Source organism: Vibrio sp. 10N.247.310.17 (genome assembly GCF_041466605.1).
Taxonomy (GTDB): domain Bacteria; phylum Pseudomonadota; class Gammaproteobacteria; order Enterobacterales; family Vibrionaceae; genus Vibrio; species Vibrio tasmaniensis_A.
Genome location: NZ_JBFSTC010000169.1, coordinates 1 through 4,405, shown reverse-complemented (window position 1 = coordinate 4,405; position 4,405 = coordinate 1). Strand labels below are relative to the sequence as shown.

Below are 4,405 nucleotides of genomic sequence, written 5' to 3'. Positions count from 1 at the left end.
CATAAAAAAGAACTTTATGCACCGCCTAAATACTGGTATTATGATCAGGTATCTAAAGGGAGAATGACCATGAAAACAGTCTTACCATTGCTACTGCTTACTTGTGCGAGCGTGCAAGCTCAACCCCACTCTCCCGAGCTCACTCAACTGCTGAGCGAGATACATGAGCAATATGACACAGCAACGTTAGCTATGCCTAAAAGAGCAATGGCAGACATCACCAAACTGCCTTACTTCTTGCAGCACATAGATGAAACAGACACCGTGGAATCAAAAATTCTGAAAGCTCATCTGCGAGCACTACAAGAAGCATATTTCGGCAATGCTACCCGCCAACAAGAGCTAGGAGGTAATAACTGGTTCTGTATGCGTGATTTGATGGCACTCGATCCGAATCGCCACCCTGAATTTCTTGAAGATATGATCTGGACAGTGCTTGAAAAGACGGCGAAGAATAATCCTGAAAGGTTTACTCGATATAATTATTCATCTTCATTTGCAATGTCAACTTCGGTTATTTTTGAATATGGTCTGCAAACTGAATACCCTTGTTACAGCCCTATTCCAAAAGCCTTGCAATTTCAAGGCTGGAAATATTAATCTCGGCATAGGATATCCATCGAGAGTGAATGTAATTTCAGGTATAAGGCCAGTACGAGAGAGTAGGAACGGGTTAAATGTCTTTATTCTAGACTAGGTATTCATTGGCCGCTGCTTGGGCACAAAAACGTTCCTTTAACCCCTTATATAGCCCAAGAAAGTATTACGTCCCTGTTCCCATGAGTACCAAGTAATAAAGTAAGCTCTTAAATGGCAGCGATCGTATTGGTACGCTGCTATTTGTTCTAATGAATAATTAGAGTAGTAGCTCTAGCTCATTTCTGCCCCGAAACAAGTTACGAAGCATTCAGGGAACTCTTCGCTAACCTGACGTTTGACCTACTTTTCTTATGCTACAAAGAATCAAGGTCATTGAAGACGAACCTCCTTGTTATTTAAATGAAGTATACAACTCATGTTCAATGCTCACTTTTGTCTCTTAGCTTATTACGCCATTTTGAAGGTGTTGTGCCATAGAACGTTTTGAACTGCCTGATGAAATGAGTTGTGTCTTGCCACCCAATTTTCGTAGTAATCTGTTCAACCGACATATTTGAGTACTGTAGAAGCTGCGCTGCTTTGGCTAGGCGCGCTGAAGTGATCCACATACCGACCGTAAAACCTGTTTCTGACTTTACAACTGATGCGACATGGGGAGATGTGCGACCCACAGCAGACGCAACGTCACTTAAGGATATAGGAGTAAGACTGTATTTTTGAATATAGTGTAATGCCTTTCCGACTAATGGCGACTTTGTGATCTTATTGTCTATTACAGTCGTCGCACGAACGACTTCTGCTAATATCAATACAATCAGGCTCCGTTGAACATCATTACTCATCGTTGTTTCAATATTGGTTTCTTGTTTTAAGGCTTCAAACCAAGAAGTTATACGTTGTTGAGCTGGAACATCTAAATGAGCCACAGGAGCACCTCCTGAACGAACCTCTGCGAAGGGGCGCATTATCTCTTGCATTTCGTTCAAACCATAGCTTTCAGCAGAGAAACCAAGTAGCCAATAGTCTAAATTACAACCCGCGACAGAACGATATGGTACTCCGTAGGGGACAATCGTAATGCTGCCAGTAACAGATTGAGTAGTGTAGCTTTGCTCCATTTTAAATGAGCCTTTTGTAGTAAAGAGCAAACCATAGTCTGGATTTACTGACACGGTTGAGCTTTCACTGTTTACGCCTTGCTCGTGGATTACATAGCAGGGTGGCAATGGTGTTTTTGGAAGCATGGATAACAACCTACAGTTCTTTTACAAGATCTTAATATCAGCCGATACTATCTCAATCTGTGCACTCAAACAACGCAGGGTCTTTGTATATATTAACCACACACAATCCTAGTAGCTTAAACAATAAAAAGAGATTCAGGTCGTAATATTTTTGGCTTACAGAACTAGAGGAAAGAAATAATGACTAAGACTTTAGCTTTGTGGGAGGAGCAGGATAAGCACAAAGGTGATCGCTGGGAGCTGTTTAAGGCGATCGGTGCTTTTATGACTCCTCGAAAAGTACTCTATCCTGGTAGTTATGTGGACATTTCACCATCATTCGTTTTTAACGATGTCACATATGTGGATCTTGATAAACGTGCTTCAAATTTTTTTGCTGATGAATGCACTGTTAAACAGATAGTTTTCGAGCATAAAGGGAACTCAGACCCAAATATACAGTTTATCCATGGTGACTATCGCTCACTGGAGTTAAACGAAGTTGAATTCGACTTACTAATATCTCTTTATGCAGGCTTTATTTCAGAACCGTGCGGAGAGCTTTTAAGAATAGGTGGAATCTTACTTGTTAACGCTAGCCACGGAGATGCAGCTTTAGCGGCTTTAGATCCAAGATTTAAGTTGATTGCTGTCGTTCTTCGAGACAATGGAATGTATGAGGTCAACGACGAAAATCTTAAGGATTATATGAAGCCCAAGAGGCCTGAAATCATGACACGAGAAAATATATTAGCATCTGGTCGTGCGATCCCATACACAAAATCACCATTTGCATATTTGTTTAAAAGAGCAAGTTAGTAATACAGAAAATTGTAGGAAATTATATGAGTTACAATGATTTAAACGACGGGGTCTGCATGAATTATTATCACGATGTTAACAATGCGAAGGCATATACTGAAATGTGTGATGGATATAATGCTGCTGAGCAATTGCATATGCTCTCAAAGGTTCTTTCTCCTGAGGATTCTGTTTTAGAGTTAGGCTCGGGGCCTGGTAATGATCTTGAAATTCTCGCTCAGAAATTTCGAGTTACAGGCTCTGATTATTCACCAGCTTTCGTGAATATTCTCAATAAACGGCTACCAGATGTACTTAGCTTAATACTTGATGCTGTAAAAATTGAAACAGAAGCTAGGTATAATGCAGTATATTCCAATAAAGTAATGCATCATTTAAGTGATACCGAATTGCGCCAATCTTTCCGCCGTCAAGCTGAGCTGCTTTTACCTGGAGGTTTCGTTTTCCATCTAGTCTGGCAAAAAATTCAAGCACCTGAAACAACTCATGGTCTATTGTTTCATCCGAGAAGTTTAGCCAAGATGAAAGAAGCAATGGGGCAGGAGTTTAACGTTGTTGAATCAAAGGTTTTTAGCGAATTCGAAGATGGGGATTCTCTTGCTATTCTCGCACGCAAAGTATTTCAGTCGTAGTAGTGATTGTTCTGTAGTGGGTTAATGAGATTTGTCAGCTATTTGTAGGCGACTCGCGTGATTTGGAATAGAAAAAGTTATCTGAAATAGAAGGCTTTCTATCTCGTCGTAACACGGAATTGTCCAAAAACATCACAACCTGAATTTTCACGCGTGGCATTTTCTAGCTCGAAAATGCCCCTTTATCAGCTAGAACAAGAACTCATTCATATCCTGTTAATGGCAATTTACCCTACAAAAAGTTATCCGAATTCAGTACATCTAGAAATTATGCTTCACTTAGCAGTCTAACCTCTCAATGTGGTCACTAACTTATTGATTACAAATTGAAGTGATAGGTGAAAGTCTGCATTATATGGGCGTAAAATGCGGCGCAGAGTCATATAGAAGGCGTTATGCTACAAGGAGTAAAAATGTTGAGATTTGATCAAGGTGATGCTCGATTTAACTTTCGAAGTGCTGCCGTTATTGTTCATGATAATCATGTGTTATTACATAGAGTTGTCGGAGATTCTTTTTGGGCGCTTCCCGGTGGTAGAGTTGAGTTTTTCGAAAACTCAGATGCTACATTGAATCGAGAGCTACTAGAAGAGTTAGGGGTAGAGTCGTCTGTTAAGAAGCATCTTTGGCACGTTGAAAGTTTCTTTGAACATGCAAATAAAAAGTATCATGAAATCGCTAACTATTTTTTTGTTCAACTAAGCGAACCTCATAGATTTCCATTGAACGAACCTTTTCGTGGTATTGAGTCTGGCGTCGATCTTGAGTTTAGGTGGTTTTCATTGAACGAGTTGCCAGAAGTGGATGTAAAGCCAGAGTTTTTGCGTTTAGGTTTGTTAGATTTACCTTTAGAAACAAAGTACATCAAACTAAGTGAGATAGCAGCATAACAAATAAGAATTTAACGCTGCGAAGCCAGCGCTTAATCCGATTGTTGAACAAGCCCGATGCCTCTATATAAGTAAATTGTGCGATCTAACCTACATCAACAATACTGGACTTCCTGAATTTAAGCCGTTTGCCATACTTGCAGTTATTCATTAATTGCTAATTTAGTAAAGTCGCTGACAAACTTTTGTCCAGAGGCTTCATAGACCTGAATTTTGACTCGTGGCACTTTCTAACTCA

5 protein-coding genes are annotated in these 4,405 nt (G+C 40.0%); 4 read left to right on the top strand and 1 reads right to left on the bottom strand.

The genetic code is table 11. The features are described 5' to 3' along the window. The first annotated feature begins 69 nt into the window (after positions 1 to 69). Entirely contained in the window at positions 70 to 600 is a 531-nt protein-coding gene (locus AB6D80_RS24260) for a hypothetical protein (RefSeq protein WP_102258274.1), read from the top strand. A gap of 419 nt (positions 601 to 1,019) precedes the next feature. Here the strand turns inward: AB6D80_RS24260 and AB6D80_RS24255 are convergent, their stop codons facing one another. Beyond that, positions 1,020 to 1,844, bottom strand: coding sequence for an AraC family transcriptional regulator (locus tag AB6D80_RS24255; RefSeq protein ID WP_102258276.1), 825 nt, complete (start codon positions 1,842 to 1,844; stop codon positions 1,020 to 1,022). Between the two features lie 180 nt (positions 1,845 to 2,024). Between AB6D80_RS24255 and AB6D80_RS24250 the strand changes: the two genes are divergently transcribed. The 3 genes from AB6D80_RS24250 (at position 2,025) to AB6D80_RS24240 (ending at position 4,167) form a co-directional block, all read left to right on the top strand. Beyond that, positions 2,025 to 2,642: a hypothetical protein gene (locus AB6D80_RS24250; RefSeq protein ID WP_102258275.1), complete on the top strand. Its 618-nt coding sequence runs from the start codon at positions 2,025 to 2,027 to the stop codon at positions 2,640 to 2,642. Between the two features lie 26 nt (positions 2,643 to 2,668). Then, positions 2,669 to 3,277 (top strand): trans-aconitate 2-methyltransferase, encoded by a 609-nt coding sequence (locus AB6D80_RS24245; RefSeq protein ID WP_017041545.1) that lies wholly within the window; start codon positions 2,669 to 2,671, stop codon positions 3,275 to 3,277. A gap of 395 nt (positions 3,278 to 3,672) precedes the next feature. Beyond that, positions 3,673 to 4,167, top strand: coding sequence for an NUDIX hydrolase (locus tag AB6D80_RS24240; protein WP_241816736.1), 495 nt, complete (start codon positions 3,673 to 3,675; stop codon positions 4,165 to 4,167). The last annotated feature ends 238 nt before the right edge of the window (positions 4,168 to 4,405 follow it).